The 25735-nt window shown below is 59.0% G+C and carries 30 protein-coding genes; 10 read left to right on the plus strand and 20 right to left on the minus strand.

Annotated elements, in window-relative coordinates:
- Positions 1-367: 367 nt before the first annotated feature.
- The 12 genes from KP808_RS04675 to KP808_RS04730 all read right to left on the minus strand — a co-directional run bounded on the left by KP808_RS04675 (position 368) and on the right by KP808_RS04730 (position 10429).
- Entirely contained in the window at positions 368-724 is a 357-nt protein-coding gene (locus tag KP808_RS04675) for a YkgJ family cysteine cluster protein (protein WP_058402372.1), read from the minus strand.
- Entirely contained in the window at positions 679-1188 is a 510-nt protein-coding gene (locus KP808_RS04680) for a DUF2878 domain-containing protein (protein WP_230017537.1), read from the minus strand. The genes KP808_RS04675 and KP808_RS04680 overlap by 46 nt, the downstream gene beginning before the upstream one ends.
- Positions 1181-2449, minus strand: a complete 1269-nt coding sequence (locus KP808_RS04685; protein ID WP_122259508.1) for an SAM-dependent methyltransferase — start codon at positions 2447-2449, stop codon at positions 1181-1183. Before KP808_RS04685 ends, KP808_RS04680 begins: the two co-directional genes overlap by 8 nt.
- The gene (locus KP808_RS04690) at positions 2436-3236 is read right to left on the minus strand and encodes a DUF1365 domain-containing protein (RefSeq protein ID WP_058402375.1); all 801 of its coding nucleotides are present in this window, start codon (positions 3234-3236) and stop codon (positions 2436-2438) included. The genes KP808_RS04685 and KP808_RS04690 overlap by 14 nt, the downstream gene beginning before the upstream one ends.
- On the minus strand, positions 3233-4480 hold the full coding sequence (locus KP808_RS04695) for an NAD(P)/FAD-dependent oxidoreductase (protein WP_230017538.1): 1248 nt from the start codon (positions 4478-4480) through the stop codon (positions 3233-3235). Before KP808_RS04695 ends, KP808_RS04690 begins: the two co-directional genes overlap by 4 nt.
- A complete protein-coding gene (locus KP808_RS04700; protein WP_044294119.1) occupies positions 4477-5265 on the minus strand; it encodes an SDR family NAD(P)-dependent oxidoreductase in 789 nt (262 codons plus the stop codon). The genes KP808_RS04695 and KP808_RS04700 overlap by 4 nt, the downstream gene beginning before the upstream one ends.
- A complete protein-coding gene (locus tag KP808_RS04705) occupies positions 5262-5684 on the minus strand; it encodes a nuclear transport factor 2 family protein (protein ID WP_058402378.1) in 423 nt (140 codons plus the stop codon). Before KP808_RS04705 ends, KP808_RS04700 begins: the two co-directional genes overlap by 4 nt.
- A complete protein-coding gene (phrB, locus tag KP808_RS04710) occupies positions 5677-7125 on the minus strand; it encodes a deoxyribodipyrimidine photo-lyase (RefSeq protein ID WP_230017539.1) in 1449 nt (482 codons plus the stop codon). Before phrB ends, KP808_RS04705 begins: the two co-directional genes overlap by 8 nt.
- Before the next feature lie 9 nt (positions 7126-7134).
- The gene (locus KP808_RS04715; protein WP_230017540.1) at positions 7135-8037 is read right to left on the minus strand and encodes a MerR family transcriptional regulator; all 903 of its coding nucleotides are present in this window, start codon (positions 8035-8037) and stop codon (positions 7135-7137) included.
- Between the two features lie 3 nt (positions 8038-8040).
- Positions 8041-8997, minus strand: coding sequence for a YbgA family protein (locus KP808_RS04720; RefSeq protein WP_230017541.1), 957 nt, complete (start codon positions 8995-8997; stop codon positions 8041-8043).
- A gap of 233 nt (positions 8998-9230) precedes the next feature.
- Complete coding sequence (locus KP808_RS04725; RefSeq protein ID WP_230017542.1) at positions 9231-9446, minus strand: TIGR02450 family Trp-rich protein; 216 nt, start codon at positions 9444-9446, stop codon at positions 9231-9233.
- Positions 9443-10429, minus strand: coding sequence for an NAD(P)/FAD-dependent oxidoreductase (locus KP808_RS04730; RefSeq protein ID WP_122281304.1), 987 nt, complete (start codon positions 10427-10429; stop codon positions 9443-9445). The genes KP808_RS04725 and KP808_RS04730 overlap by 4 nt, the downstream gene beginning before the upstream one ends.
- Positions 10430-10717: 288 nt before the next feature.
- Here KP808_RS04730 and KP808_RS04735 point away from each other — a divergent pair, with 288 nt between their 5' ends.
- On the plus strand, positions 10718-11620 hold the full coding sequence (locus tag KP808_RS04735) for a TIGR01777 family oxidoreductase (RefSeq protein WP_058407983.1): 903 nt from the start codon (positions 10718-10720) through the stop codon (positions 11618-11620).
- Between the two features lie 22 nt (positions 11621-11642).
- Positions 11643-12665 (plus strand): ferrochelatase, encoded by a 1023-nt coding sequence (gene hemH, locus KP808_RS04740; protein WP_058407982.1) that lies wholly within the window; start codon positions 11643-11645, stop codon positions 12663-12665.
- A gap of 188 nt (positions 12666-12853) precedes the next feature.
- Here hemH and KP808_RS04745 read toward each other — a convergent pair whose 3' ends face one another.
- Both KP808_RS04745 and upp read right to left on the minus strand, forming a co-directional pair.
- Positions 12854-14131: a uracil-xanthine permease family protein gene (locus KP808_RS04745; protein ID WP_002552169.1), complete on the minus strand. Its 1278-nt coding sequence runs from the start codon at positions 14129-14131 to the stop codon at positions 12854-12856.
- Between the two features lie 4 nt (positions 14132-14135).
- Positions 14136-14774, minus strand: coding sequence for a uracil phosphoribosyltransferase (gene upp / locus KP808_RS04750; protein WP_002552170.1), 639 nt, complete (start codon positions 14772-14774; stop codon positions 14136-14138).
- Positions 14775-14981: 207 nt separating this feature from the next.
- Between upp and KP808_RS04755 the strand changes: the two genes are divergently transcribed.
- The 3 genes from KP808_RS04755 to KP808_RS04765 all read left to right on the plus strand — a co-directional run bounded on the left by KP808_RS04755 (position 14982) and on the right by KP808_RS04765 (position 16454).
- Entirely contained in the window at positions 14982-15539 is a 558-nt protein-coding gene (locus KP808_RS04755; RefSeq protein WP_002552171.1) for a hypoxanthine-guanine phosphoribosyltransferase, read from the plus strand.
- 66 nt (positions 15540-15605) lie between these two features.
- Positions 15606-16100: a hypothetical protein gene (locus KP808_RS04760; RefSeq protein WP_230017543.1), complete on the plus strand. Its 495-nt coding sequence runs from the start codon at positions 15606-15608 to the stop codon at positions 16098-16100.
- Positions 16101-16166: 66 nt separating this feature from the next.
- Complete coding sequence (locus KP808_RS04765) at positions 16167-16454, plus strand: PA4642 family protein (protein WP_002552173.1); 288 nt, start codon at positions 16167-16169, stop codon at positions 16452-16454.
- 173 nt (positions 16455-16627) lie between these two features.
- On the opposite strand, the gene KP808_RS04770 is transcribed toward KP808_RS04765, so the two are convergent.
- Both KP808_RS04770 and KP808_RS04775 read right to left on the minus strand, forming a co-directional pair.
- Complete coding sequence (locus KP808_RS04770) at positions 16628-17461, minus strand: amino acid ABC transporter permease (protein ID WP_005746208.1); 834 nt, start codon at positions 17459-17461, stop codon at positions 16628-16630.
- The gene (locus KP808_RS04775) at positions 17458-18279 is read right to left on the minus strand and encodes an ABC transporter substrate-binding protein (protein WP_002552174.1); all 822 of its coding nucleotides are present in this window, start codon (positions 18277-18279) and stop codon (positions 17458-17460) included. Before KP808_RS04775 ends, KP808_RS04770 begins: the two co-directional genes overlap by 4 nt.
- A 110-nt stretch (positions 18280-18389) precedes the next feature.
- Between KP808_RS04775 and KP808_RS04780 the strand changes: the two genes are divergently transcribed.
- The gene (locus KP808_RS04780) at positions 18390-19286 is read left to right on the plus strand and encodes a homocysteine S-methyltransferase family protein (RefSeq protein ID WP_058402417.1); all 897 of its coding nucleotides are present in this window, start codon (positions 18390-18392) and stop codon (positions 19284-19286) included.
- A gap of 102 nt (positions 19287-19388) precedes the next feature.
- On the opposite strand, the gene mqo is transcribed toward KP808_RS04780, so the two are convergent.
- Positions 19389-20897 (minus strand): malate dehydrogenase (quinone), encoded by a 1509-nt coding sequence (gene mqo, locus KP808_RS04785; RefSeq protein ID WP_058407978.1) that lies wholly within the window; start codon positions 20895-20897, stop codon positions 19389-19391.
- A gap of 721 nt (positions 20898-21618) precedes the next feature.
- Positions 21619-21852, minus strand: a complete 234-nt coding sequence (locus KP808_RS04790) for a hypothetical protein (protein ID WP_219171007.1) — start codon at positions 21850-21852, stop codon at positions 21619-21621.
- 228 nt (positions 21853-22080) lie between these two features.
- On the opposite strand from KP808_RS04790, the gene KP808_RS04795 reads away from it, so the two are divergent.
- Positions 22081-22662 carry a YajG family lipoprotein gene (locus KP808_RS04795; protein ID WP_002552178.1) on the plus strand — a complete coding sequence of 194 codons (582 nt, stop codon included), beginning with the start codon at positions 22081-22083 and terminating at the stop codon, positions 22660-22662.
- A gap of 87 nt (positions 22663-22749) precedes the next feature.
- Here KP808_RS04795 and KP808_RS04800 read toward each other — a convergent pair whose 3' ends face one another.
- Positions 22750-22956 (minus strand): hypothetical protein, encoded by a 207-nt coding sequence (locus tag KP808_RS04800; protein ID WP_057413506.1) that lies wholly within the window; start codon positions 22954-22956, stop codon positions 22750-22752.
- Between the two features lie 305 nt (positions 22957-23261).
- A complete protein-coding gene (locus KP808_RS04805) occupies positions 23262-24425 on the minus strand; it encodes a 1-acyl-sn-glycerol-3-phosphate acyltransferase (RefSeq protein ID WP_010192881.1) in 1164 nt (387 codons plus the stop codon).
- 106 nt (positions 24426-24531) lie between these two features.
- On the opposite strand from KP808_RS04805, the gene KP808_RS04810 reads away from it, so the two are divergent.
- Genes KP808_RS04810 through KP808_RS04820 form a run of 3 tightly spaced genes read left to right on the plus strand, consistent with a single transcriptional unit; the run spans position 24532 to position 25633 of the window.
- On the plus strand, positions 24532-24714 hold the full coding sequence (locus tag KP808_RS04810; protein WP_002552181.1) for a CPXCG motif-containing cysteine-rich protein: 183 nt from the start codon (positions 24532-24534) through the stop codon (positions 24712-24714).
- The gene (locus KP808_RS04815; RefSeq protein ID WP_057421880.1) at positions 24714-24974 is read left to right on the plus strand and encodes a putative signal transducing protein; all 261 of its coding nucleotides are present in this window, start codon (positions 24714-24716) and stop codon (positions 24972-24974) included. The genes KP808_RS04810 and KP808_RS04815 overlap by 1 nt, the downstream gene beginning before the upstream one ends.
- A 29-nt stretch (positions 24975-25003) precedes the next feature.
- Positions 25004-25633 carry an SOS response-associated peptidase gene (locus KP808_RS04820; RefSeq protein WP_230017544.1) on the plus strand — a complete coding sequence of 210 codons (630 nt, stop codon included), beginning with the start codon at positions 25004-25006 and terminating at the stop codon, positions 25631-25633.
- The last annotated feature ends 102 nt before the right edge of the window (positions 25634-25735 follow it).

Genomic DNA, 25735 nt, shown 5'->3' on the forward strand with positions numbered 1-25735 from the left:
AATCAGGGTTTCCGTAGCTCAACCAGAAGCTCTTTGGCGCTAAATGCCCGACAACCGACAATAGGCGATTCGCGCCGACCACATTCTGACGGGTTTTTACACACTCTGGGCCAAGGATGGCCCGTTGCGGCGGCCCCCGGATCAGTGACAGGGCGAAGGAACCCGACGAAGTCGGGCCGGAAACAGGAGCGAGGGGCTTTGGTTACTTTGGCCCCATCAAAGTAACTCGCCGAGGGGCGAAAAGGTGACCTGAGTCGAACCTCAATCCACCTGAAGTCGCAGAACTGCTGGGTGACGCGGAGCGTCACGAACTGCATTACCACGCGGAGCGTGGGAACGATGATGAGCGTCAAGTCAGCAGCATTTATTACAGATAAGCCGTCGCAATCCCTTTGCGTTCGTTCAGGCAGTCTTCTGCTCCGGCTTCGAACTCACGGCAGATCAGCGGGCGTTTCTCGTAGATCGTGCACATCATGGTGTTGCGATCCAGTGCCGCACACCAGCCGTCGTCCAGACGCAACATGACCTCGCCACCCCACTCGTCGGTATCAATGTAGCGCTCAGGCACGCCCGTGTCGGTGATGAGCATCACCTCCAGTTGGCAACAGCAGGCTGCGCAGGTCGAGCAGGTGACTTCCGTTTCGCTTTGAATGTCTGCGAGCGGAATGAGTGTAGCGTTCAGAGCGTTTCTCCCGATTGTCTGGCTGCGCGTGCTGCCAGCCATTGCAGCAGGGGAAATACACCCGCCCAGACCAGCCCCAGCACCAGCATGCCAGGCCACACTCCGAGGGGAAGGTGGACCTGAGCCAGTTGTGAGCCGGCATAGTACGACATCGGGCCGCCAATAGCGCCCAGCACGGCGGCGCGCCGTAGCGGCTTTGCGGTCCACGCCAGACAATGATTGAGCGTGGTGCCCAGCACCGCCCACAACAGCGCCAGCCACAGCGGCAAGAGATAGCCGCCCGTGCCGAAATCAAAAACGCCGAGTGTCATCAAGGCACTGTCCAGCACGATACCGATCAAGGTCACGGTCAGAATCAGCCGGCCTTCGGCTGCCCATGAGCTGATCCACAGAAAATGCACCGCCAGCACGCCGACTGCAATCAGCAGCCAGTAACTGTTACCGCCCAATACGCAGGCGAACCAGCCGATCTGAAAGAGCAGCGCGTTGGCGATTGATTTAAGCATTGAAGCGCCCAAGCAAGGGTTCGCGCAGGGCATCGGGCTTGGCCAGGAGCAACTGCGCCGTACCGATGGTCCGCTCCAGAAAGCCGCCTTCGCAGTAGCACAGGTAGAACTCCCACAGACGCAGGAAGTGTTCGTCGTAACCCAGTTCTGCCAGTTTGCCGTGGGCGTGTTTGAAGTTGTCGTGCCACAGGCGCAGCGTGCGCGCGTAGTGCAGGCCGAAATCTTCCATGTGCAACAGGTTCATGTCGGTATCGCTGCCGACAATGTCCAGCATTTTCGCCACCGAGGGCAGGGCACCACCGGGGAAGATGTAACGCTGGATGAAGTCCACATTGCGTTTGGCCTGAGCATAACGCTGCTCGCGGATGGTGATCGCCTGCAGCAGCATCATGCCGTTGCTTTTGAGCAGGTTCGCGCATTGCTTGAAGTACGTCGGCAGAAAACGATGGCCGACCGCTTCGATCATCTCGATGGACACCAGCTTGTCATATTCACCGGTCAGGTCCCGGTAGTCGGTCAGCAGCAGCGTGACGCGTTCCTGCAGGCCCAGTTTGATCAGGCGTTGCTCGGTGTAGGCGAACTGTTCTCTGGACAGGGTCGTGGTGGTCACCCGGCAGCCATAATGCTGCGCAGCATAGATAGCCATGCTGCCCCAGCCTGTGCCGATTTCCAGCAGGTGATCTTCAGGTTTCAGGGCCAGCTTCTGACAGATGCGTTCCAGTTTATTCAACTGCGCCTGTTCCAGCGTGTCATCTTCGCTGAGGAACTGTGCGGCGGAATACATCATCGTCGGGTCGAGAAATTGCTCGAACAGCGTGTTGCCCAGGTCGTAATGAGCGGCGATGTTTTTCTGCGAGCCTTCGCGCGTATTGCGATTGAGCCAGTGCAGGGCGTGAATGAACGGGCGGGTCAGGCGAGCCACGCCGCCTTCCATTGCATCCAGCACATCCAGATTGCTGACAAACACCCGGACTACCGCCGTCAGGTCCGGGGTGGTCCAGTAGCCGTGAATAAACGCCTCGCCAGCGCCGATGGAGCCGTTGCTGGCAACCATGCCCCAGGCTGCGGAATCGAGAATATGAATTTCCGCCTGAATCAACGCGCCGGTCTTGCCGAACACATGGCGCTCTCCCGAATCGATAACCACCAACTGGCCATTGCGCAGGCCTGCGAGTTGTCGCAGCACACCTCGGCGCAGAATATTGGCCGTCAGACCATTGGTGCCCAGATTGGCAGAAAAACTACTGCTACTGCTTTTCATGGCGTGAGTCCTTGGTTTGAGCGGCGGCAGCACGGTACTCGCCGTCGGCGGCCTGATGAGAAAAAATGGGGATGCGCTTGACCAGCAGACGCATCGCTTGCCAATAAATCGCCAAACAGGTTTTGGCGGTCATCCACGGGTAAGTGATCAAATAACGATGCAGCGTCTGGCGGCTGAGGTTCTGACGGGTCAGGTTGAGCGTGGCGTCGAACATTTTCAGCTCGCCTTGCCAGTCAGCCATGTGCACACCAATCCGCTCGGCGGGCTGGCTGAAGCTCATGCGGTATTCAAGGTCGCGCGGCAAAAACGGTGAAACGTGAAAGGCCTTGGCCACTGCGAAATACTGATGCCCTTCACCTGTCGCGGGCAGCACATAGCTGTAGCGTTCGCCCCACGGTGTGTTGGTGACTTCACAGAGAATGCCTGCCAGTGTGCCGTCTGCCTCATGGCAGTAGAAAAAGCTTACCGGATTGAACGACAAGCCCCAGCTGCGTGCCTGGGTCAGCAGGCAGACGCGACCTGATGGTATGCGGCCCAGCGCTTTGCCAACCTGCTCGCGGACCGCCTCTATCAGGCTCATGCCTTGCCCGGTCAGTGCTGGCAGGTAGTCACGTTCGCGGAACGAGAAGGGCGCGAAACGCTTGCTGCCAGCCAGCGGCGAAAGCCCCAGCACGCTGTCCTGTTCATCCAGATCCAGATAGAGCAGGCCTATCCGATAGGTGAACTCATGGGCACGCGGCGCAAACCGCCGGTGGCTGATCCAGCCACTGTAGAGCGCACTGTTCAAAGCGTTTCACCAAACGCCTGGGCGACACGCAAGCCGCTCACAACGCCGTCTTCGTGAAAGCCGTTGGCCCAGTACGCGCCGCAGTACCAGGTGTGGTCGACGCCATTGATTTCTTCCCAGCGCGCCTGCGCGGCGATTGCATCAAGGCTGTATTGCGGGTGCGCGTAACGGTAGCGGCCGAGGATTTTGGCCGGGTCGATGCCTGCGGTCTGGTTGAGGCTGACGCAGAAGGTTGTGTCGCTGTCGATCCCTTGCAGGATGTTCATGTCATAAGTGACGGCTGCCGATTGCTGTTCGCTGCCGCCCAGCCGGTAGTTCCAGCTGGCCCATGCCAGTTTGCGCTCGGGCAGCAGTCGTGTATCGGTGTGCAGCACCACGTCGTTTTCGGCATAGCGCAGCGCGCCGAGCACCGACTGCTCGGCACTTGACGGCTCAGCCAGCAGGGCCAGGGCCTGATCGCTGTGGCAGGCAAACACGACTTTGTCGAAGCGTTCGCTGCCCATGGCGCTGTGCAGCGTCACACCGTCACTGTCGCGCTCGACCCGTGTGACCGGGCATGACAGACGAATCCGCTCGCGGAACGACGCCGTCAACGGTTCGACATAACTTCTGGAGCCACCTTCGATCACGCACCATTGCGGCCGATGGGTGACCGAGAGCAGGCCGTGGTTCTTGAAAAAGCGCACGAAGAACTGCAGGGGAAAGCCGAGCATGTCGGCCAGCGACATCGACCAGATGGCTGCGCCCATGGGCACGATGTAATGATCGATGAAGCGCTGCCCGTAGCCGCCGCTCTTCAGGTACTCGCCCAACGTGGTGTCGGCCGAAATACGCTGGTTTTCCAGGTCATCGACCGATTGACGATTGAAACGCAGGATATCGCGCAGCATGCCCCAGAACCTGGGCGACAGCAGGTTGCTGCGTTGGGCGAACAGACTGTTAAGGTTGTTGCCGTTATATTCCACGCCAGTGCGCGGATCATGCACCGAAAAGCTCATTTCGGCGGGCTTGAAGCCAACACCCAGCTGACTCAGCAGGCGAATGAAATTGGGGTAGGTCCAGTCGTTGAAGACAATGAAACCGGTGTCAATGGCGTAAGCCCGGCCTTCGACCTGCACGTCCACCGTATGAGTGTGCCCGCCGACCCAGTCGGAGGACTCAAACACTGTCACCTCATGCGCGCGTTTGAGCAGGTAGGCACTGGTCAGGCCAGCGATCCCGCTACCAATGACGGCGATTTTCATTGCGCATCCTTATTCGACGACTCGGTCCGCGCCATACGTTTGCCGAGGGCCAGTCTGGCGCGTGCCGGGAGCATTGCCAGCGCGCGCATGCTGAAAATGAACAGCGCCGGGAACGCGATATCCAGTGGGCGTTTGTTGCGCCCCAGTTTGCTGGCGATATGTTTGGCGGCCTTCTCGACAGGCCAGCGCATCGGCATGGGGAAATCATTTTTCTGCGTCAGGGGCGTGTCGACGAATCCTGGGCTGACCACGGTCACGTCGATGTTCTCGCTGGCCAGGTCCAGACGCAGCGCTTCGAACAGATAACGCAGGCCAGCTTTCGAGGCGCCATAGGCTTCTGCGCGAGGTAGCGCCAGGTAGGTCACCGCACTGGCCACGCCGACCAGATGCGGCTGATGCCCCTTGCGTAGCAGCGGCAGTGCTTGCTCGATGCAATAACTGCTGGCCAGCAGGTTGGTGCGCACCACGCGCTCGACCATTGCCGCTTCGAACTGCCGCACGTCGATGTATTCACAGGTACCCGCGTTGAAGATGGCGGTGTCCAGCGCGCCCCATTGCTGCGCGATCAGGTCGGCCATGGCCTTGACCTGCGCAGGCTCGGTGATGTCGCCTGTCACCAGCAGCACCTGGGTCGGGTAAACAGTCGCCAGGTTCTGCAGCGGTTCAAGCGTACGGGCGGTCAACGCCAGCCGATGTCCGGCGTTGAGCAGTTCTTTGGCCAGCGCCAGACCAATGCCGCTGCTTGCCCCGGTCAACCAGATGCGTCGTGCAACAGGAGTGCTCATCCCAACCTCTTCTTCAGCCAATGGATGACTCGACCCATGATGGGCAGATGTTCGTAGAGCAATGCACCGGCATCGAAATAATCCCGGTGTCGATAAACCTTGTCGTGCCACTTCAGGTGCGAACAGCCTTCTACCTGAATTGTCCGGCCGGCGGCTAGACGCGGATGCGAATAACTCATGGTCCAGACCAGATAGCCCTCGCCGGGGCGAACCTCGTCGAAGGCGTGAAAGTCGAAGCGCAGGTCCTGGACGTTGGCGTACAGCTCGCCGAAATAGCGGCGCATGGCGGCAAGGCCGTGGATATCGTGCATCGGGTCGCTGAACGACACGTCGTCGCTATAAAGCTCGGCGACCTGATCAAGGTTGTCCTTGTTCAGCGCGGCAAAACCTTCGGCGAAGCGATGCAGGAAATCAGCCATGTTCGACTCCTGCGGCCGGCTGTCGAGCCGGGAGCGCTTTGAACGCTGCCAGGGCGCGGGCGCGGCTTTTGCTCAGGTCGACGATGGGTTTCGGGTAGTCGGCAGCGCCAAACAGGCCGCCGATGGACGCGGGGTCATGAATCTGCTTTTTGTTCAGATCGGCCAGCTCTGGCAGCCAGTGCTTGATGAACACACCTTCCGGATCGAAGCGTTCCGACTGCGACAACGGATTGAATATGCGGAAGTAGGGCGCCGAGTCGGTGCCGGTGGACGAGCTCCACTGCCAGCCACCATTGTTCGACGCCAGGTCGCCATCGATCAGGTGGCGCATGAAAAAGCGCTCACCCTCGCGCCAGTCGATCAACAGGTTCTTAGTCAGGAACATCGCAACGACCATCCTTAGCCGATTGTGCATCCATCCGGTTTCCAGCAACTGGCGCATTGCTGCGTCAATAATCGGCAGTCCGGTACGCGCCTCTTGCCACGCCAGCAGTTCTTCGGGGGCATCGCGCCACTTCAACGCCTCGGTTTCCGGGCGGAAGGCACGATGACGTGATACACGAGGGTAGCCGACCAGCGTGTGTTTATAAAACTCTCGCCATAATAGCTCGTTGATCCAGGTCACAGTGCCAACGTCGCCGGTTTCGAATTCCCCCTGGTTGCTGCCCAGCGCCGCATGCAGGCACTGGCGCGGCGAAATCACCCCTGCCGTCAGGTACGCTGACAGCTGGCTGGTGCCGGGTTTGGCGGGAAAGTCGCGTTCGCTCTTGTAATAACTGATTTGCGCGTCGGCGAAGGTCGCCATGCGCCGTCTGGCTTCGGCCTCGCCTGCCGGCCAAAGGTCACGTAATGCTTTCGAGGGCGTGGCAAAGCCCTTGACCTGATCAGGGATCGAATCGCTTTTGATCGACAGTGATTGCTGCGCCTTGGGTGTGCGCACCGGCTGCGGCATGGCCTGGTGCATCCGGTTGTAGCAGACTTTCTTGAACTGGGTGAACACCTGAAAATAATTGCCGGTCTTGGTCAGTATGCTGCCCGGCTTGAACAACAGCTGATCAAGGTAGCTGGTGACCTGCACACCGGCTTTTTCCATCGCCTTTTGCACCGCCTGATCACGGCGTGTTTCGTTGATGCCGTATTCCTGATTGAGGTGCAGGCCTTCGACCTTGAACTGCGTGCACAGTGTCGACAGCACTTCAGGTGCCTGATCCCAGGTATCGGCTTCGCGAATCAACAGCGGTACGTTCAGCGCGCCCAGCGCCTTTTCCAGCTCGACCAGATTGCGCAGCCAGAAATCCACCTTGCAGTCAGCGTCGTCGTGGCTGCGCCACTGCGCCGGGCTGAGCAGGTAAACCGCCAGCGTCGGACCGCGCTCCATGGCAGCGGTCAGGGCAGTATTATCGTGAACGCGCAGGTCGCTACGCAGCCAGATCAGTTGCATGAGAAGTCCTTAGATAAGTCCGAGCTTGCCCAGCTCGATCTGCGCGCTGAGTGCGTCGTGGGCAAGGGTCAGTCCAGCTATCTCGCTAGCCTGTACGAGCAGCTCGGCGTTATGGATCTGCACCGTTGGTCCGCTCAGCACCACAGGGCAGGTGATATTGGCCAGTAAACGGGGCAGTTGGGCCACATTCAGGGCTTTGCTGGAGTACAGCAATATGCCACGTGGCTTAAGGTATTCCGCGGCCAGCGCCAGCTCACCGACCGGCAATGGCCAGTCGAACACCTCGACCGGGCAGTCGGCACTGCTCACCAGCCAGGCCGCGAGCCACAGGTGTGGTTCCAGCGGCAGATCGGACTGATTGACCAGCAGCAGCGGGCTGCCATTGAGCTGGCGGTTGTTGTGGTAGATCCGTGCGCCAAACTTGCTGCGCAGCCAGGAGTAGAAAAACGTGCGCTCCAGTTGTGCGCCGAACTTGCCTTGCCAGCGCTGCTCCAGTTCGGCCAGCAGCGGCAGCAGCAGCTGTTCACACAACGTGCGCGGCGGGTACAGCGACATGGCCTGATTGAACACGTCATCGACCCGGCGTTCAGCCAGTTCGCCGATCGCCACCAGCAGGGTCTGACGCAAGGCGTCCCAGTCGTTGGTCGGCGGCAGGACGTCCTGGCGGTTGTCATCGATCAGGCCTTTGACCTGGCTCACGGAAACGCCACGGTTGAGCCAGGTCAGAATCTTCATGACGCGCTGCACATGCTCGTCCGAATAAAGCCTGTGGCCTTTGGCGGTGCGGTGCGGGACGATCAGTCCGTAACGGCGTTCCCAGGCGCGCAAGGTAACGGCGTTGACGCCTGTCTGCCGTGCGACCTCGCGGATAGGCAGCCAGTCGCCCGGCACCTCTGTGTCTGTTTCATTCATGAGTCAAATCGCATTGCGCAGGCTGAGGTTTTCCGGGTGGGGCTGCATGTACACCTGCAGCGCTACATACGGATCCGGATGTTGGCGAAAATGATGCTTGAGCAGGGTCAGCGGCACGATCAAGGGGATGATGCCCTGGTGATACTGGGCGATGACCTGCTGGATTTCCTGCTTGTCCTCACTGGTAATGGTTTGTTTCAAATAACCACACAGGTGCTGCAGAACGTTGGTGTGAGTACTGCGCGTGGCGCACTTTTTCAAGGCAGCCATCAGTTGGCTGAAATACAGCGGCGCGATTTCGTTCGGGTCGGTACGGCCCATGCTGCCAAGCATTTTGCCCAGTGCCTTGTATTGCACCGGGTCGTTGGCCATCAGTTGGTATTTGTAGCGTGAGTGAAATTCGGTCAGCGCGCGCCGGGTGACGCCGTCTTTCAACAATTGTTGCCAGGCGGCATAGGCAAACACGCGGGTCACGAAATTTTCCCGCAGCACGGCATCATTCAGACGCCCGTCTTCCTCGACCGGAAGGTTGGGGTGGCGCTCGCAAAAGGCCTGCGCGTAGATACCGCGTCCGCCGCCGTCTACCGGGGCACCGTTTTCGCGGTAGACCTTGACTCGCTCCAGGCCGCAGGACGGGGATTTCTGCATGAAAATGTAACCACAGATATCACCCAGCTCCTCAGCCATCTGTATGCCGTAATCCGCCAATGCATCGGTAACGTCCAGGTCACGATTGACTGTGCCGAGCGCCTTTGGATTTTCTGCGTCGCCTACCAGCCTGATCGGCTCGCGGGGGATACCCATGCCGATAGCGACTTCGGGGCACGCCTGGACGAAATCGAAATACTTGCTCAGCGCCTGCGTACACAGATGAGATTCCTTGTGGCCGCCATTGAAGCGAACCTCGGCACCCATCAGGCAGGCACTGATGCCTAGCTTGGGTTTTTCGATTGCGGACATTGGCATCGGTCACCTCTACAGAAGACTTGTACAGATAGTTAGCGCTGTACAACTTGTCTTCATCATAGGGGGATAGGTGTACAAGTCAAATTCTTTGTAGAGGGTTTTGAAGACTGCTCCGAAATGGCCAGAGCCAAAGCTGCGTTCGCACGCATTCCGTGACGCAGAGCGCCGCGAACTGCATGCTGGCGCGGAGCATCGGCACGATAATCATCTGAATCCGGGCAAGCCAGCTACTTCCAGCCCATCCGCCACGTATCCGCCTGCTGCAGCACCTGCCACGGCAGGCGCTCGCTGCGCTGGGTCAGCACGGCCTGCAGCTCGATTTCCAGCACGGTGCCTTCTTCGTCCTTGAACAGCTCTGTCACCAGAAAGTGTTTTTCCCGGTTGAACGGGGTGGCTGCTGTCCATTTCGACAGCAGCAGTTTGCGGGGGTTGATCTGATTCATTGCAGGTGTTCCAGCAGTCGGCGCGCTGCTTCCTGGCCACTCAGCCAGGCGCCTTCGACGCGCCCTGACAGGCACCAGTCGCCACAGACATAAATGCCCAGGTCGGCATCCGATAGCGCGCCCCATTCATGAGAGGTGGCAGGTCGTGCATACAGCCAGCGATGCGCAAGGCTGAACGCCGGCGCGGGCATGGCGCAGTCGATCAATTCCGCAAACGCGCCGTGCAAGTGTTCGATCACCTGTTCTCTGGAGGCGTCCAGGTTCTGCCTGCTCCACTGGCTGGTAGCGTGCAGGACCCAGCTATCAAGCGTGTCGTCGCGTCCGGGTTTGCTGCGGTTGCGGGCCAGCCAGTCAATTGGGCTGTCCTGTACGAAGCAACCCTGCATGGGAGTTTGCAATGGGGTTTCGAAGGCCAGGGCAACTGCCCAGGTCGGATCCATCTTGACGCCTGCCGCCACACTTGCCAGCTTCGGTGCGGCCGCCAGCAGGGCAGTGGCCTGAGGGGCCGGGGTGGCGATGATCACGTGACTGAAAGGGCCATGGTTCTCGCCTTCGGCATCCAGCAGGTTCCAGTGCTGCTCCCCGCGGAACACTTCAGTGATGCGGCACGAGAACGAAACCGGCAGATCGCCGCGCATCGCCCGGGTAATGGCGCTCATGCCAGGCGTGCCGACCCAGCGCACTTGCTCGTCCGGCGATGGGCTGAGCCTGCCGCCGTGAAAGTTGTAGAGCAAGGGTGTCCACTCGGCGACGTGGCCTTGGGCCTGCCATTGCTTCACGGCGGTGGCGAAACGTCGGTCACGAGCGGTGAAATATTGTGCGCCCATGTCCAGCGAACCTGCGTCGCTGCGCTTGCTGGACATTCGACCGCCGCTGCCGCGGCTTTTGTCGAAAAGGTGCACCTGATGCCCGGCGGATGTAAGCGCCTGGGCTGCTGAAAGTCCGGCGATACCGGTACCGATGATTGCGATAGGGACAGTCATAGGGGCCTCGTTACCTTGTCTGTACAGACTACGCCGTAGTTAAAACCTGTACAATCTTCTTCTTTGGTATAACTTGCAGTGGTTTCGGAGTTTGCCTGTTGAGTCACATTGCTGCTTTCAGGGTCGAACGTGGCAGCCATAAAGGCAAGGGCCTCATGGCTGCGCTCTATTAAGCTGTGGCCTATGGTTCAACTGACAGTTTCGTTTTCCGGACAAGCGTCACGGAGATCGCCACTGGTAAAAATAAGACTACTCAATTGTCACGTACGCCACGCGAGGTTATCTGCCATGCACATATTGCTGACCGGTGGTACTGGTTTGATAGGACGAGCGCTCTGCCGTTTCTGGTCTGCTCAGGGCCATGAACTGACGGTATGGAGCCGAAAACCCACCGATGTCGCCAACCTGTGCGGCGCGTCGGTGCGTGGCATTGCCAGCCTTGATGAATTGGGTGCGCAGCCGGTGGATGCAATCGTCAATCTGGCGGGCGCGCCTATTGCGGATCGCCCCTGGACCCGCAAGCGTCGCCTGCTGCTGTGGGAAAGCCGCATCGGGCTGACCGAACAACTGCTGACCTGGCTGGGTACCCGCTCGCAAAAGCCTGCGCTGATGATTTCCGGTTCTGCGGTCGGCTGGTACGGCGACAGCGGCGAGCGTGAAATCGATGAAACTTCACTGCCTGCCAAAGAAGATTTTGCCAGTCAGTTGTGCAACGCATGGGAAGAAACCGCGCAACGTGCCGAGTCGCTGGGTGTACGTGTGGTGCTGATCCGTACCGGACTGGTGCTGTCGGACCGCGCCGGGTTCCTGCAGCGCTTGTTGCCGCCCTTCAAGTTCGGCATGGGCGGGCCTATCGGTAATGGCAGGCAATGGATGCCCTGGGTTCACATTGACGATCAAATTGCGGCGATTGATTTTCTGTTGAATATGAATGAAGCAAAGGGTCCTTATAATGTTTGTGCGCCATCACCGGTGCGCAATCGTCAGTTTGCCAAGGTATTGGCAGGCATTCTGCATAGACCGGCATTCATGCCCATGCCTGCGCTGGCCCTGAAAGTATTGCTGGGTGAGCTTTCGGTACTGCTGCTCGGTGGCCAGCGTGCCCGGCCGGAGCGTTTGCAGGAAGCCGGTTTCACATTTAAGTACACCGAACTCGACACTGCCCTGCAGGATTTGCTGGGTCGCCACTGAACGCTTTGAAATAGGATGTTGCATGACCGATCACGCTTTGTTGCTGGTCAATCTGGGTTCGCCTGCTTCTACTCAAGTGGCAGACGTGCGCAGCTATCTGAACCAGTTCCTGATGGATCCCTATGTGATCGACCTGCCGTGGCCCGTCCGCAGGCTGCTGGTCTCGCTGATTCTGATCAAGCGGCCAGAGCAGTCCGCGCATGCCTATGCGTCCATCTGGTGGGATGAAGGTTCGCCGCTGGTGGTGCTGAGCAAGCGCCTGCAGCAGGCGATGAAAAAAGAGTGGTCGCACGGGCCGGTCGAGCTGGCGATGCGCTATGGCGAGCCGTCTATCGAAACGATGCTGACGCGCCTTTCAGAGCAGGGCTTCAAGAAAGTCACCCTGGCGCCGCTCTATCCACAGTTTGCCGACAGTACCGTGACGACGGTGATCGAAGAGGCCAAGCGCGTGGTGCGCGCCAAATCGTTGAAGATGCAGTTCTCGGTTTTGCAGCCGTTCTACGATCAGCCCGAATACCTGAGTGCGCTGGTGGAAAGCGTGCGGCCGCATCTGGAACAACCTTACGACCACTTGCTGCTGAGTTTCCATGGTTTGCCCGAGCGGCATTTGCACAAGCTCGACCCGACCGGCAAACACTGCCTCAAGGACGATTGCTGCATGACCGCGCCGGCCGAAGTGCTTGCCACCTGCTACCGCGCCCAGTGCATACAATCGGCGGCGGCGTTCGCCAAGCGCATGGGCATTCCTGACGGCAAATGGTCTGTGTCGTTTCAGTCACGTCTGGGGCGTGCCAAGTGGATCGAACCCTACACCGAGGCGCGTCTCGATGAACTGGCTGCGCAGGGCGTGAAAAGGCTGCTGGTCATGTGCCCGGCATTCGTGGCTGACTGCATCGAGACCCTGGAAGAGATCGGCGACCGTGGTGCCGAGCAGTTCAAGGAAGCGGGGGGAGAGGAACTGGTGCTGGTACCGTGCCTGAACGACGACCCCAACTGGGCGAAAGAGCTGAACAGACTATGCGAGCGCGCACCGCTGATGCTGTGATGCGCCGCACGCAATAGTCGCAGAACTATCGTTCCTCACGCTCCAGCGTGGGAATGCCTTGGGTGACGCTCTGCGTCACAGATCTGTGCAGCGCCACAGCTTCAAAATCGGACGCGAAGCGTCCAGAACGGCATGCCGACGCGGAGCGTCGCACGATAGTCAAACTATCGTGCCTCACGCTCCAGCCATTACAGCAGCTGATCATCCGGCTTGTTGCGCTTCCAGCTGTCATGTCCTGGCAGGACCAGATTGAGGATGATCGCGGTAATGGCGCACAGGGCGATGCCCTTCAGGCCAAAGTCGTTCGGACCGTTGCCGGTGCCGATCAGTACGCCGCCGATCCCGAATACCAGCGTCACCGAGACGATGACCAGGTTGCGTGCTTCGGCCAGGTCGATCTTGTGGCGGATCAGCGTGTTCATCCCCACCGCTGCAATCGAACCGAACAGCAGGCACAGAATCCCGCCCATTACCGGCACCGGAATACTCTGCAGCAACGCACCGAACTTGCCGATGAATGCCAGTGTTATGGCGAAGAACGACGCCCAGATCATGATCTGCGGGTTGTAGTTCTTGGTCAGCATCACTGCGCCGGTCACTTCGGCGTAAGTGGTGTTGGGCGGGCCGCCAAACAGGCCTGCCGCTGTCGTGGCGATGCCATCACCGAACAGCGTGCGATGCAGGCCCGGCTTTTTCAGGTAGTCGCGTCCGGTCACACTGCCGACTGCGATCACGCCGCCGATGTGCTCGATGGCCGGGGCCAGAGCAACCGGGACGATGAACAGAATCGCCTGCCAATTGAATTCCGGTGCGGTGAAGTGCGGCAGTGCCAGCCAGGCCGCGTCAGCAATCTTTTTAGTGTCGACTACGCCAAAGTAGAACGACAGCGCAAAGCCCACCAGCACACCTGAGATAATTGGCACCAGACGGAAAATGCCTTTGCCGAACACCGCCACGATCAGAGTCGTGAGCAACGCGGGCATCGAAATCAGCATGGCGGTCTGATAAGGAATCAGCACTACGCCGTCGCCGGTCTTGCCCATCGCCATATTGGCCGCAATCGGGGCCATGGCCAGACCGATGGAAATAATCACCGGCCCTATCACCACCGGAGGCAGCAGCCGGTCGATGAAACCTGTGCCCTTGATCTTCACCGCCAGACCGAGAAAGGTGTAGACGAAGCCTGCCGCCATCACGCCACCCATGGTCGCGGCCAGACCGAACTGGCCCTTGGCGAGGATGATCGGGGTGATGAACGCAAAGCTCGAGGCCAGAAACACCGGCACCTGACGCCCGGTGACAATCTGGAACAGCAATGTGCCAAGGCCTGCCGTAAACAGCGCCACGTTTGGATCGAGCCCGGTGATCAGCGGCATCAATACCAGTGCGCCAAAGGCCACGAACAGCATTTGCGCGCCGGAAAGAATCGTGCGCCACAGTGGATCGTTGAACTCCTGCTGCGTCATCGGGTTACGCGTCCTTCTGTTTGGTGCCGAAAATCTTGTCACCGGCATCGCCCAGGCCCGGAATGATGTAACCGTGTTCGTTCAGACGCTCGTCGATGGAGGCGGTGTAGATCATCACGTCCGGGTGTGCCTTCTCTACGGCCGCGATGCCTTCAGGTGCCGCGACCAGAACCATCGCGCGGATTTCCTTGCAGCCAGCCTTCTTCAGCAGGTCAATGGTGGCGACCATCGAGCTGCCGGTGGCCAGCATCGGGTCGATGATCATTGCCAGGCGCTCGTCGATTTCCGGGACCAGTTTTTCCAGGTAAGTGTGTGCCTGCAGGGTTTCTTCGTTGCGGGCCACGCCGACCGCGCTGACCTTGGCACCCGGAATCAGGCTGAGGACGCCGTCGAGCATGCCGATACCGGCGCGCAGGATCGGCACGACAGTGATTTTCTTGCCCGCGATTTTCTCGACTGAAACCGTACCGGCCCAGCCCTGAATGTCGTAGTTTTCCAGGGTCAGGTCGGCGGTGGCTTCGTAGGTCAGCAGTGCGCCGACTTCCTGAGCCAGCTCACGAAAATTCTTGGTGCTGATGTCGGCACGGCGCATAAGGCCGAGTTTGTGGCGGATCAGTGGGTGACGGATCTCACGAATAGGCATGGGGAAAGGCTCCAGCGGGGCAAAAATCGGTCTAGGTTAATCTATTCAGCTGTTACTGTCTTAAAGCACGTGCAGTATCGTTACGAAGCTTCGACGTTCGCGGCTTTTGCAAGACACTCGCAACGTTAGTCCAGAATCACTTGCTCTGGCTTGAACGGATGCGTACCTTTGCCCGCTTTTCTCAAACTGCCTTACCTGGAGAGCGTCATGTCCGCTGATCTCGAGCATATCCGTCAAATCATGCGCGAAGCCGACTGCCTGTACACCGAGGCCGAAGTGGATGCTGCCATTGCCCGCGTCGGCGCGCAGATCAATGCCGAACTGGCCGAACGCAACCCGGTTGTGTTCTGCGTGATGAATGGCGGCCTGATTTTCTCTGGCAAGCTGCTGACTCATCTGAATTTCCCGCTGGAAGCGTCCTACCTGCACGCAACACGCTATCGCAACGAAACCACTGGCGGCGATCTGTTCTGGAAAGCCAAACCCGAAGTCTCGTTCATCGACCGTGACGTGCTGATCATCGACGACATCCTCGATGAAGGTCACACCCTGGGCGCCATCATCGACTTCTGCAAACACGCCGGTGCCCGCGCTGTGCACACTGCCGTGCTGATCGATAAAGACCACGACCGCAAGGCCCGCCCGGACCTGAAGGCCGACTACGTAGGCCTGCCATGCATCGACCGTTACATCTTCGGTTTCGGTATGGACTACAAAGGCTACTGGCGTAATGCTGCCGGCATCTATGCCGTCAAAGGGATGTAAGGCATTCTGACGACCGCTTCTGCGAACAGGGGCGGTCGTCGATTCGCGATTATATGGAAACCCTCAATGAAGCTAATGATTCCCGGCGCTGTGGCGTTGGTGCTGTTGTCTGGTCTGACAGTTGCTGCGCCGGTATCGGCCAGCCCGATGCACGAGCAATATCTGCCGCCTGATGACCTGAGCCTGCGTGAGGGTGCGCCCGAGCAGCAACAGTTGATGCGTGTCACCGAATACACCATCGTTGCCGGTAACCAGCGGCAATCCAGCCAGCAGCCGATTCCGGTCACTTCCCCGCTGTCGCTGCGCCTCAAAGGCAAGTCGCTGAACAAGGGCGCGTCCATTTCACAGGTGCTTGTGCACTTTGATGGTGGCGATAGCAAAAGCCTGAAAAAGCCGACCTACGACGAGCCAACCAGCACCCTGACGCTTTATTACCCACTGGCCCAGTACCGCGTACTGGTCGACTTGCTGCGCAACGAGAAGGTTTATTGCCAGTTCCTCAGTTACGCCAACGGGCATATCTGGGCCGATTTGCATACCACCTCTGCACGTGCGCGTTGAGCGCTGTGCTTGCCGAGGGGTAAACTGCCCGCCCGTGAAAGTGTCTGCGACCTGCTGGAGCCTGTAATGCGTAAAGATAAGAAGCAGTTGATTGGCGATGAGATCGGCGATGAGCAGATCAAACTGTTCCTCGACTTCGAGCCGTATGATGCTACCTCGCCGTCGCTGCACAAACTGATCAAGGCCTACCGTGGGCTGCGCATCAACGATTTTGAACGCTTTTTGGTGTTCTTCAGAGAGGCGGGCCACGACTTCGACGGCAAGGACGAGCACGGCAACGACTTTATTGCCCTGATCAAGGATCAGCGCAACGCTGATGAATACATCGAACTGATCGAGAAAGCCCGTAGTTGAAACCTGAATTTGGCTGAAACGCTTTTCAGGTGGGAGCGAACTTGTTCGCGAAGGCTTTATTTCGGACGATAAATCTTTTGTGAATGACGCGCCTCTTCGCGAGCAAGCGAAGCGTCGCCCGGCTCGCTCCCACAGTAATATGTATTATCCGTTAATCAACCAACGTTTCAGCCCTATTTGCGCGCCTGATACGCCTTGCCGTAATGCCGTTCCAGCCTGGACTGCAACAGCTCCAGGCCGATCGACATGATCCAGTACAGCACCGCTGCGGTGGTCAGCATTTCGATGTATCGATAGCTGGAGCGGCCATACGATTGAGCCAGAAACATCACCTCCCAGACGCCCATCACTGAAATCAGTGACGAATCCTTGAGCATGGAGATGAACTGGTTGGTGGTCGGCGGAATGATCGTGCGCATGGCCTGGGGCAGGGTGACGCGCCAGAATATCTGCGCAGGGCGCAATGCCAGGGCCAGTGCGGCTTCTCGCTGTCCGGCTGCGACGCCGATGATTCCCGCGCGAAAAATCTCGCTCAGGTAAGCCCCGTAGTTGAGCGACAACGCGATGACGCCCGCCGTGATGGCGCCGGGCACGATGCCCAGTTGCGGCAAGCCGAGATAGATCAGCAGAATCTGGATCAGCAGCGGCGTGCCGCGAAAGAACGAGGCGTAAAAGCTGGCGATGCCGAACGCCACTGCACTGCTGGACAGCCTCGCCAGTGCGGTGACAAAACCCAGCAGCACTGAAACCACAATCGAACACAGCGAAACAAACAGCGTCAGTGCAGCGCCCTGAAGAAAGCCGTTGGGAGCCAGGTGCAGGCCGATCAGGTTGGGCAGTTTGTCGAGGATGATCGCAAGCTTCAGATCGAAACTCAGAAAGAAGCCGGCGAACAGCACAAACATGACCAGCCAGGTCAGGTACAGCCGCGTACGGAAACCGAAAACTCGCTTGAGCAGGCCTTGATCAGCCTGCTCGGGTGGGCGTTGGGGCTGGAAGGAAGTCATTTGCTGATATCAGCACCGATCCACTTTTGCGACAGCTTGCTCAGCGTGCCGTCTTTCTTGAGTTCGGCGAACACTTCGCGAACCTTGGCGTCCCATTCCGGGTCGTCCTTTTCGATGGCCACGGAGTTGGGTTCTTCGTACAGCGTTTCGCCCGCCAGCTTGAAGCGCTTGTCCTGGTCCAGACGCGGTTTTGCCGTCACCAGATTGGTCAATATGGCGTCCAGCCGCTTGCCAGCGCCCAGCCCCAGGTCTTGAAACGCCACATTGTCGTTGTCGTACGGGGCAATCTGCACATCGTCGAACGGGTACTGCAGTGGCTTGTCTTCCGCACCATCGATGACCAGATTCTTGTTCAGGTAGCTTTCGTAGCTCGAGGCGCTGGTCAGGCCGACTTTCTTGCCGCTCAGGTCCTTGGCCGAATGAATGCGATCATCCGAGGCATTGACCACAATCACCGCAGGCGATGCGTAATACTCGACCGGGAAGTTGAAGACTTCAGCGCGTGCCTTGCTCGGGGTCATCGAGCACACGCAGATGTCGTAACGGCCGCTCCAGTGGCCTGCGGCGATGACATCCCAGGAGGGCGTTTCGAGGCGCAACTTGACGCCCAGCTTTTGCGCCACGGCCTTGGCGACATCCACGTCGAAACCGTCGAGTTCGTTCTTGTCATTCAGGAAAGAGAAGGGCGGGTAACTTTCCATGAGGACGTTGACCAGCTCTTTGTTTTTCTGCACGCGATCCAGCGTGGCACCGGCCAGGGCTTGAGTGGAGGCAGCCAGAGTGACCAGGCCAATGCCCAGCAGAGCGCGATAGTTCACAGAAATCCCCTGAAAAAGTGTTTGTAGTTTGATTAAAGGGCCGTATTAAATACGTTATACAAGACTGACTCATAATGAGTTTTTTTCATATACATATAAGCAGATCACATATGACGCAAGGCACAACTGTAATTCTTGATGGCGGCATGGGCCGTGAACTGCAGCGCCGCGGTGCCCCGTTTCGCCAGCCTGAATGGTCGGCTCTGGCATTGAGCGAAGCACCTGAGGCCGTCAGTGCGGTACACGCCGCTTACATCGAAAGCGGCGCTCAGGTCATCACCAGTAACAGCTATGCCGTCGTGCCGTTTCATATTGGCGAAGAGCGCTTTGCCCGCGAAGGTCAGGCATTGGCAGCGCTGGCCGGGCGACTGGCGCGTGAGTCGGCCGACGCTTCTGGCGGTCGTGCAAAGGTGGCAGGTTCCATTCCGCCGCTGTTCGGCTCCTATCGCCCTGACCTGTACAAGCCGGAACTGGCCGCCGATGTTCTGAAACCACTGGTTGCCGGTTTGTCGCCGTACGTCGATCTGTGGCTGGCCGAGACGCAAAGCTGCATTCTTGAAGCGCAAACCATCCGCGCCGGGTTGCCCAATGACGGCAAACCGTTCTGGTTGTCGTTTACTCTTCAGGATGAAGATACCGATGAGGTGCCGCGTTTGCGTTCAGGCGAGCCCGTTGCCGATGCGGCAAAGGCTGCTGCCGGGATGGGCGTTGCGACGCTGCTGTTCAACTGCAGCCAGCCAGAGGTGATTGGTGGTGCAATCGATGCGGCGCGTGAGGTGTTCAAAGCCCTGAACGTCGACATTGCCATTGGTGCCTACGCCAACGCTTTCCCGCCGCAACCCAAGGACGCCAAGGCCAACGACGGTCTGGATGAGCTGCGCGAAGACCTTGACCCGCAGGGTTATCAGCAGTGGGCGGCAGACTGGGTAACGCGCGGTGCCACGCACATCGGCGGCTGCTGCGGCATTGGTCCGGAGCACATCGCTGTATTGTCCAAAAGCCTCTGACTGACGTTCGCAACAAAAAGCCCCGTGACTCGGTAGAGCCACGGGGCTTTTTGTTTATACAGCGTTTCAGATGCACAGGGCTTTCATGGCAACGCAATCAGCTCAGGCGAAACTCTGCTCCTGACTGCTTTTCTCGACCAGCTCCAGCGCCTCGTCATTCTGGGCGCGGACGCGGTTATACAACTGCGCATCGGTTTCGAGGATCTTTTCCCGAGCCGGAAAAATCTCGTCGAGTTTGGCAGCCCACTCGGTGCGGGTTTTCTCCGGGAAGCAGCGCTCCAGCAGTTCCAGCATGATCGACACGGTGACAGAAGCCCCCGGCGAAGCACCCAGCAGGGCGGCCAGCGAGCCGTCCTTCGCGGACACCAGCTCGGTGCCGAATTGCAGCACGCCGCCTTTTTTCGCGTCTTTCTTGATGATCTGCACGCGCTGACCGGCGATTTCGAGACGCCAGTCTTCGGCTTTCGCTTCCGGATAGAAGCGGCGCAGCGACTCCAGGCGTTGCTCCATCGATTGCATCACTTCGCTGACCAGGTACTTGGTCAGGTCCATGTTGTCGCGGGCCACTGCCAGCATCGGTTTGATGTTGGCGACGCGTACCGATAGTGGCAGGTCGAGAAACGAACCGTGCTTGAGGAACTTGGTGGTGAAGCCGGCATACGGTCCGAACAGCAGGGACTTCTTGCCATCGACCACGCGGGTGTCCAGGTGTGGCACCGACATGGGCGGCGAACCCACGGCTGCCTGGCTGTAAACCTTGGCCTGATGGTGTTTGACCACTTCCGGGTTGTCGCAACGCAGCCATTGGCCGCTGACCGGGAAGCCACCAAAACCCTTGCTCTCTTCGATGCCTGACAGTTGCAGCAGCGGCAATGCTGCGCCACCTGCACCGAGGAATACGAATTTGGCATCTATCTCGCGTGTGCCGCCGCCGTTCACGTCCTTGACGCTCACGGTCCAGCCTGCGCCGTTACGGGTAAGGTTGGTGACCCTGCTGCGGTACTTGATCTGCGTGCCCGGAGCGCTGGACAGATGGCTAAGCAGTTGATTGGTCAGTGCGCCAAAGTTGACGTCAGTGCCGTTCATCATGCGTGTTGCGGCAATTCTTTCATCAGCCGGCCGCCCAGGCATCATCAGCGGCATCCACTCGGCCAGCTTTGCCTTGTCTTCGGTGTATTCCATCGACGAGAAGGCGTGATGCTTGCTCATGGCTTCAAAACGGGTCTTGAGGAACGAGATGCCGTTTTCGCCTTGCACAAAGCTCAGGTGTGGGACCGGATTGATGAATGAACGGGCTGAACCGAAGGTGCCCTTGCGCGCCAGGTAAGCCCAGAACTGTTTCGAGACTTCGAACTGGGTGTTGATGTGCACCGCTTTCTTGATGTCGATAGAGCCATCAGCCGCAGGTGGCGTGTAGTTCAGCTCGCACAGACCAGCGTGGCCGGTGCCGGCGTTGTTCCATGGGTTGGAACTTTCCGCAGCACCGGAATCCATCAGCTCAACGACTTCCAGCTTGAGGCCGGGGTCGAGCTCCTTGAGCAATACCGCCAGAGTGGCACTCATGATGCCCGCTCCGACCAGTACTACGTCGACTGCTTCGTTATGCGCCATTAACGCGTCTCCAAAATCTGCAGCACCAAATTGACGGCATACGATCCTGAGGCTGGTTGCCAGGTGTTCGGGGTCTGGATCAAAAGGGTGCCCTCGCTTTCCTGGCCAGGATCGCCTGACCGATTCTTCGCAATTTTCCGCATTTAAAGCGCAGGTCCCGGTCAGGCCCGGTCATGGTTCATCAATGTTTCATGAACGCATTTCCAGGCCCGCAAGGCCATTCGACCATCGTCAGGGAGCCCATCGCCCGATGGGCTCCTGTCGATGGCGTCAGGCTCCGGTGATGGAGGCGCAGTCGCGGTCAGTCCTGTTCAAGAGAGCCGGTTCAGAGGCTGATGGTGCATTTACAAACGCGTACCTATTCATTTGCTCGCCACACTCTTGTGAAGTAGTGAAACCCGTTTTTCACGTCCTTTTGGGAACGTGAACCAAACCTCAAAATGGCTGCGATGACAGCGCTGGCAGGTCAGGGGCACCAAGAGTGAGGCGCTGGCGGGCGAGAAAGGTTCGATACGATTCGAGCATTCTTCACCTTTCATCGAGCACACTCGTGCGCACATGACCTGTGTGGGCGGCTCTCTGTGGGCAGTACGAAGGCGCTAATACGGTGATTAGCAATGCTGCGAGGCCCGATCAGGAGACGTCCTTATAATCGGGGGGAGATTATAGCGATGAAATGGCAGGAATTGATCGCTTTAAATGACTTTTATTCTCTATCGGGTCAGGCGGTGAGCAACTGGCCGCGCGTTGAACGTGCGCTGTGCTGTGTCACCCGGGCGCTGGCGGGCAGTGGCTGGTTCAGCCAGGCAAGTCGTTGCTCGGTCACTTCCACCCATTCGACGCCAGACGGGCGTTGCGCACAATGCTTGAACGCGCAGCAGATGCCTGCCTGATCAATGCGTGCGTAATGACGATGCTGGTGGCGTGTGGTGAACAGAGACCGGAACAGATTCATGGCGCAGCTCCTGTGACGTGGATGAGCGTCTGTGCGATGAGGGCGAGTCTGCCAACTGCATGTGACGCCCTGATTACATTGCGCTGCACGAATCATTGCCTAAGCTGCTGCCTGAACCCCGAGACGTGCCGAATGTCCGAGGCTTAACGGTCAGCGCCCTCTGGTTAGCGGCTGTTGCTGGCCGCTATACTGCGGCACATTCAGTGTCTGGCCCATGGAGAAATGAGCATGCTGCGTCGCATTTTGTTCGGTTTGCTTGCTGTAAGCAGTTTGACCCTGGTGGGCTGTGCCCACAGTCCGCAACAACTCAGCCCCACTCCCAAGCTCAACGCGCAGCTTGCGGCCGTAGGGCGTGGTCAGCCTGTGGTGGTGCGCGTAGTCGACGGCCGTCCTGGGCCGACGCTGGGCACGCGTGGCGGCATGTACCCGGAAACCAGCGCCATCAGCGTGAACGGGGCGGATATCGTTCCCAAGCTCCAGGCTCAGGCCGAGGCGGCAGTACGCCTGTTGGGCTTTACGCCGACTCAGGGTGGCAACGCTCCGCAGTTGACCGTGACCCTGGCAGACTTGAAGTACCAGTCGCCCAAAGAAGGTCTGTACGTGACTGAAGCCACCATCAGCTCGACGTTCCGCGCTGATGTACGCAATAACGGTCGCAGCTACAGTGGCCGTTACGCCGCATCGCTGGATCAGCGTTTCGGCATGGCCCCGAACCAGGAAACCAACACCAAGCTGGTGAGTGACGTGTTGAGTGATGCACTGACCCGCGTCTTCCAGGACCCGACCATCGGTTCGACCCTGGCGCAGTAATCCCCGCAGCGAAAAAAAGCCCGGCCCTTGTTGAGGGGGCCGGGCTTTTTGCTTTATTCGGTATAGGCCGTGAGGTCGTTGTCAGGCTCAGGCTGCCTGCTGATAAAAATCCAGAAAACTGAAACCGGTGTCCTGATCCATATCCGGCAGGTCATGATGAACGTGCCCGCCCAGTGCGCAATAGACCAGCCAATGGCGGTCCTGAACGTTGAAGGCCAGACCGTCGATCAACTCCTGCTGTTCATCGCTCTGGGCGATGAGGTAAAGGCGATCCTGATTTTTTGCGTGCAGCATGACAAGCTCCAAAAAGAGGGAAGTCCGTTTCTCGAGGAGCCACACAATGAGGGTGTCACGTTACGCTTGGGTGACAGTGGCAGCGAATTGTCATGCAGGATGTTTCTGGAACACCGCCTGGATCAGAACAAGCCCTGTGGGAGCGAGCCGGGCGACGCTTCGCTTGCTTGCGAAGGCGGTGTTTCAGTCAATGCATTTTGGGTGACGCTCTGCGTCACGGCGCGCTGACGCGCTCAAGACCGGACGCAGAGCGTTCAGAGCGGCGTACCCACGCGGAGCATGGGCACGATAGGCGTTCGCAGTTCTTAAAGCGCCAGCCCGGCCTTGACCCGGTACTGGTTGCGCACCGGTGTCGCGTACTGCTGAATCAGGTAAGGGCGATGCTCGGTCGGCACGCCTGCCAGGCGACCTTCCCATTCATCTTTGGCGCGTTCGAGTTCGTCGGCCGCAAACACTGCGGACGCTGGCGGTACGTCGAGGCTCGGGTCGGCGTCGCTCCATTGCGCGTACGCCAGGTAATGCACCGGGAACAGACGATAGCCGCCTAGAATCTGCCGGTCCATTTCGATAGCCAGTTGCTTGGTGTCCTCGAAGTGCTCGGTGATCGGCGGCGCGAAGTTCACATGCACGCGACCTTTATAGCCAGTGATGCCCAATGCAATGCTCACGTCGTCTTCGCCCGGCGTCTTGGTGTATGAGCCGGTAGTTGCACGAATGTACAGCTCGCGGGCCTTGGCGCTGTCGCACGGATCGTACTCATAGCTGATCGAAACCGGGATCAGGTTCAGAGAGCGAATCACGTCGCCAAACGGCTCGTCCTTGCGGCTCATGTGGAACATTTTGAGGATTGCCGACTCGGTGCGGTCGTCACCATCCTTCGCGCGGCCTTCGGCCTGAGCGATCCAGATGGACTGGCAATCCTTGGTAATCGAGTGGTTGATATACGCCGACAGCAATTGGTAAGCCGCCATTTTCTCGCGCCGCCCGATAATCGAGCGGTGCACTATGAAGCTCTTGTTCAGGCGCATCAGGTCGCTGACAAACGGCTTTTGCAGCAGGTTGTCGCCAATGGCAATGCGCGGAGTTGGCAGGCCTGCGTGGTACACGGCATAGTTGACGAACGCCGGGTCCATGACGATATCGCGGTGGTTGGCCAGAAACAGATAGGCACAACCGGACTTGAGCTGCTCGACGCCGGTGTAGGTGACTCCGTCCGTGGCGCGCTCAATGGTGTGGTCGACGTAATATTCGACTTTGTCCTGCAGCGTGGCGACCGAGTCGATACCGGCAAACTCGCGACGCAGCTTGCGCGCCAGTGTCGGCTGCAGCAGCCAGCCGAATGCGCCCGCCAGGCGGGGAAAACGGAATCGGGTCAGAATTGCGAGAAAGGCTTTGTCGCTCAGCAGGCGTGCCAAGACGGCGGGGACTTCTGCATCGTTGTACGGTCGGATGGCATCAAATTCGCCCATCATGCTCTCTTGTTGGAATCGGATAGGGTAAAAAGAAGACGTACTTGTTAAAACAGCCTTCTGAAGAATGGGGCAATTATACGCATAACTGATCCCGGAGACCTTGATGCAGGAATTACAGAGTTACGACTGCCCTTATTGCGGCGAGCCTGTCGAGGCCGTACTGGACCTGTCCGGTGGCGATCAACAGTACATTGAAGACTGTCCGGTCTGTTGCCGCCCGATCATTTTCGACCTGCAGACCGACGGCGAAGACTGGAACCTGGATGTTCGCAGCGAGAACGAGTGATGCAAAAGATCTACGAGCCCGAGAACCTCATGGAGGCCGAGTTGCTGCTGGCAATGCTCGCCAGCGAAGGCATCAAGGCGCATCTCGCCGGTCGCGACCTGCTCGGTGCGATGGGCGAGCTGCCGGGGCTGGGGCTTCTGGCGCTCAAGGTCGACGATGCACAGGTCGAACGGGCACGCGAGCTGATCACTGCGTACAATAGCGCTTCGCCCTTGTCTGGCGATGAGCCGGACGACTTCCCCGATGTACTGGTGTGCTGAGCACCTTCAATAGAGTCTGATTAGCCCCCATGTGTGGACGCTTCGCCCTGTTTCGCTGGACCCCTGCCTTTGCCGCCTTGCCCGGTTTTCCCGCCGATCAGCAGGCGCAATGGAACATTTCGCCAGCCGACTGGGTGTTGATCATGCGCGCCGCCGAAAACGCTGACGGTATCGAGCTGGCGCGCGCGCGCTGGGGCCTGACCCCGGCCTGGCTCACCGATCTGTCGAAAACTCCCGCCCATGCCCGCGCCGAAACCGTGGCCGAGCAACCCATGTTTCGTGACGCCTTTACCCATCGCCGCTGCCTGCTGCCCGCCAACGGCTTTTACGAGTGGCGCGGCACGCTGCGCAAGCGTCCGTTCTGGCTGACGCCGGGGGAGGGCGCCGCGCTGTTTTTCGCCGCCATCTGGGAAGCCTATCCGGTGCAGGGGCATACGTACCTGAGCGTCGCGGTGGTCACCCAGGCGGCCGCGACCCAGCGTCGGCCATTGATTCTGGATGCCAAGGGCCAGAAAGACTGGCTGGCCGCCGACACGCCGCTGCCGACCCTGCAAGCCTTGCTGGCAGCCCCACAGACCGCATTGCGAGAGCGACCACTGGCCAATCTGGTCAACGATCCAAAGCTCAATGCACCTGAGTGTCTGACGCCATTGAGTTAGGCGGGCAGGGATAAGACCGATGAATCAGACAAATCCGATATCCGCCTTGAAGCGCATCTGATACAAACTGGACATACCTGCGGGAACCATCCACCTCTGTCA

This window comes from Pseudomonas savastanoi, assembly GCF_020917325.1.
GTDB lineage: Bacteria > Pseudomonadota > Gammaproteobacteria > Pseudomonadales > Pseudomonadaceae > Aquipseudomonas > Aquipseudomonas amygdali.

Bases quoted from the DNA above. Each gene is read 5' to 3' on its own strand.
- KP808_RS04675 (WP_058402372.1), bottom strand. From the start codon at position 724: ATGGCTGGCAGCACGCGCAGCCAGACAATCGGGAGAAACGCTCTGAAC.
- KP808_RS04680 (WP_230017537.1), bottom strand. From the start codon at position 1,188: ATGCTTAAATCAATCGCCAACGCGCTGCTCTTTCAGATCGGCTGGTTC.
- KP808_RS04685 (WP_122259508.1), bottom strand. From the start codon at position 2,449: ATGAAAAGCAGTAGCAGTAGTTTTTCTGCCAATCTGGGCACCAATGGT.
- KP808_RS04695 (WP_230017538.1), bottom strand. From the start codon at position 4,480: ATGAAAATCGCCGTCATTGGTAGCGGGATCGCTGGCCTGACCAGTGCC.
- KP808_RS04700 (WP_044294119.1), bottom strand. From the start codon at position 5,265: ATGAGCACTCCTGTTGCACGACGCATCTGGTTGACCGGGGCAAGCAGC.
- KP808_RS04705 (WP_058402378.1), bottom strand. From the start codon at position 5,684: ATGGCTGATTTCCTGCATCGCTTCGCCGAAGGTTTTGCCGCGCTGAAC.
- phrB (WP_230017539.1), bottom strand. From the start codon at position 7,125: ATGCAACTGATCTGGCTGCGTAGCGACCTGCGCGTTCACGATAATACT.
- KP808_RS04715 (WP_230017540.1), bottom strand. From the start codon at position 8,037: ATGAATGAAACAGACACAGAGGTGCCGGGCGACTGGCTGCCTATCCGC.
- KP808_RS04720 (WP_230017541.1), bottom strand. From the start codon at position 8,997: ATGTCCGCAATCGAAAAACCCAAGCTAGGCATCAGTGCCTGCCTGATG.
- KP808_RS04725 (WP_230017542.1), bottom strand. From the start codon at position 9,446: ATGAATCAGATCAACCCCCGCAAACTGCTGCTGTCGAAATGGACAGCA.
- KP808_RS04730 (WP_122281304.1), bottom strand. From the start codon at position 10,429: ATGACTGTCCCTATCGCAATCATCGGTACCGGTATCGCCGGACTTTCA.
- KP808_RS04735 (WP_058407983.1), top strand. From the start codon at position 10,718: ATGCACATATTGCTGACCGGTGGTACTGGTTTGATAGGACGAGCGCTC.
- hemH (WP_058407982.1), top strand. From the start codon at position 11,643: ATGACCGATCACGCTTTGTTGCTGGTCAATCTGGGTTCGCCTGCTTCT.
- KP808_RS04745 (WP_002552169.1), bottom strand. From the start codon at position 14,131: ATGACGCAGCAGGAGTTCAACGATCCACTGTGGCGCACGATTCTTTCC.
- upp (WP_002552170.1), bottom strand. From the start codon at position 14,774: ATGCCTATTCGTGAGATCCGTCACCCACTGATCCGCCACAAACTCGGC.
- KP808_RS04755 (WP_002552171.1), top strand. From the start codon at position 14,982: ATGTCCGCTGATCTCGAGCATATCCGTCAAATCATGCGCGAAGCCGAC.
- KP808_RS04760 (WP_230017543.1), top strand. From the start codon at position 15,606: ATGAAGCTAATGATTCCCGGCGCTGTGGCGTTGGTGCTGTTGTCTGGT.
- KP808_RS04765 (WP_002552173.1), top strand. From the start codon at position 16,167: ATGCGTAAAGATAAGAAGCAGTTGATTGGCGATGAGATCGGCGATGAG.
- KP808_RS04770 (WP_005746208.1), bottom strand. From the start codon at position 17,461: ATGACTTCCTTCCAGCCCCAACGCCCACCCGAGCAGGCTGATCAAGGC.
- KP808_RS04780 (WP_058402417.1), top strand. From the start codon at position 18,390: ATGACGCAAGGCACAACTGTAATTCTTGATGGCGGCATGGGCCGTGAA.
- mqo (WP_058407978.1), bottom strand. From the start codon at position 20,897: ATGGCGCATAACGAAGCAGTCGACGTAGTACTGGTCGGAGCGGGCATC.
- KP808_RS04790 (WP_219171007.1), bottom strand. From the start codon at position 21,852: ATGAATCTGTTCCGGTCTCTGTTCACCACACGCCACCAGCATCGTCAT.
- KP808_RS04795 (WP_002552178.1), top strand. From the start codon at position 22,081: ATGCTGCGTCGCATTTTGTTCGGTTTGCTTGCTGTAAGCAGTTTGACC.
- KP808_RS04800 (WP_057413506.1), bottom strand. From the start codon at position 22,956: ATGCTGCACGCAAAAAATCAGGATCGCCTTTACCTCATCGCCCAGAGC.
- KP808_RS04805 (WP_010192881.1), bottom strand. From the start codon at position 24,425: ATGGGCGAATTTGATGCCATCCGACCGTACAACGATGCAGAAGTCCCC.
- KP808_RS04810 (WP_002552181.1), top strand. From the start codon at position 24,532: ATGCAGGAATTACAGAGTTACGACTGCCCTTATTGCGGCGAGCCTGTC.
- KP808_RS04815 (WP_057421880.1), top strand. From the start codon at position 24,714: ATGCAAAAGATCTACGAGCCCGAGAACCTCATGGAGGCCGAGTTGCTG.
- KP808_RS04820 (WP_230017544.1), top strand. From the start codon at position 25,004: ATGTGTGGACGCTTCGCCCTGTTTCGCTGGACCCCTGCCTTTGCCGCC.